General features: G+C 72.8%; 2 protein-coding genes and 1 pseudogene. All 3 read right to left on the bottom strand.

Features of this window, described 5'->3' with window-relative positions:
• Positions 1-280: hypothetical protein (locus AB0O00_RS38580; protein ID WP_363659343.1), on the bottom strand; the 280-nt coding region annotated here is incomplete at its 3' end.
• Between the two features lie 179 nt (positions 281-459).
• Positions 460-1239 (bottom strand): PE-PPE domain-containing protein, encoded by a 780-nt coding sequence (locus AB0O00_RS38575; RefSeq protein WP_363659342.1) that lies wholly within the window; start codon positions 1237-1239, stop codon positions 460-462.
• Between the two features lie 166 nt (positions 1240-1405).
• Positions 1406-1615: pseudogene (locus AB0O00_RS38570) on the bottom strand (aldo/keto reductase); the annotation flags it as partial.

Below are 1615 nucleotides of genomic sequence, written 5' to 3'. Positions count from 1 at the left end.
GCCCCACGCCCGCGCCGCCCACGAGCGCCGACACCCCCGCCACCCGCACCCCCCGCCCGCACTCCTTGACCTCGACCATGCGCTGCACCTCGGCGCGGTCGCGCTTCTCCTGCTCGCCCGCGTCGTGGCTGCCCGCGTCGTCCGGCGTGCCGGAGGCGGTGTCCGGGCCCGAGACGCCGGCCGGCTGCGGGGTGTCGGCGGCCGAGGCCGAGGAGGGGAAGAGGACGGCGGGGGCCAGCACGGCAGCCGCGATCACGGCGGACACCTTGGGCAGCTTCATCCAGCTAAACCTGATTCGTGCGAAGAGTTCGTGAACAGCCAGAGCATAGATCAACTCACACGATCTCCATACCAAGTTTTTAACCGACTGCGTCACACCGCCTGCGGGCAGGGCACGGGTGTGGCGCCGCGGTCTCTCCTGCGGACCGCGGCGCCGTCTCTCCCCCCGCTGTTGTGCGGTCAGGCGCCGGCCGGGTACCAGACGGTGCCGTTGCCGCCGGTGTTGGCGAGGGTGTCGACGATGATGCTCCCGGGGTAGCGCGGGTGCTGCGCGAGGAAGCCGCCGAGGGAGTCCACCGACGTCGCGTCGCAGACGCCGTCGGTCCTGATGCAGAAGCGCTGGACCGGCACGCCGCCGGGGAAGTTCTCCGGGCCGGTGCCCGGGGAGTAGGCCACGAACGGGATCAGGGTGCCCTGCGGGACGAGGTGCCAGAAGCCGGTGCCCGGCTGCATCGGGTCGGAGTAGAGCATGCCGTCGACCTGCTCGCGCGGCACGGCGGTGCCGTTGTCGGCGATGGTCTGCAGCAGCAGGTCGCCGACCCAGGCGCCCTGCGAGTAGCCGGCGATGGTGAAGCGGGCGGTGGGGTCGGCCTTGTGGGCGTTCTCCAGGGCGGCCTTGGCGTTCCAGTAGCCCGCGTTGACGCTGTCGCCGAAGCTCGGCGTGAACAGCGGGGCCGGCATCTCGTTGTGGCTGCCGACGAACGGGCCGCCGCTGGCCGGGTAGCAGACCGGGATCGCGGTGCTGCCGGCCGGCAGATGCTGGTTGGCGAGGTCGAAGGTGTACGTGCACCGGGGTGCGTCCAGGGCCGTCCCGGTGCCGCCGATCTCGATGTAGTAGTGGTGCGGCTGCGCGGTGTCGGCGTGCGCGGCGGTGGGCACGACGGCGGCGCCGGTGAGGGCGAGCGCCGTCGTCGCGAGGACGGCCTTGAGGCGGCGGGCGAGGCTGGCACGCATGGTCATGGGGGTCGGCTCCCTGTGGTCGGGTGGGGCGCCGCGTCGGGTGCGGCGACCTGTGACCATCGTGTTGCCCGGGCGCCGCGGGCAACCAGGACGGGGACCGGCCATATCTGGCCGGTCCGCCGACTTCCTGATCAGGACCTGTTTTTGACGATGTGTTAGCGGTGCCTCACGACCAGGCCAGGCCCGACCGCGTCCGCCAGAACTCCCCCGCCGGCTCGGCGAGCACAGCAAGAGCGGCGAGGTCCTCCGGCGTGACGGGGTGGTCAACCGCCGTGAGATTGGAGGCGAGTTGGGCGGGGGTGGCGGCGCCGGACAGGACGAGGTCGGCCCAGGGCTGGGCGGCGGCCGCGGCCAGGGCCAGGGCGTCGCAGCCGGC

Source organism: Kitasatospora sp. NPDC093558 (assembly GCF_040683475.1).
Classification (GTDB): Bacteria; Actinomycetota; Actinomycetes; order Streptomycetales; family Streptomycetaceae; genus Kitasatospora.
The sequence above is the reverse complement of the archived record's forward strand: the minus strand, read 5'-3'. Positions and strand labels throughout refer to the sequence as shown.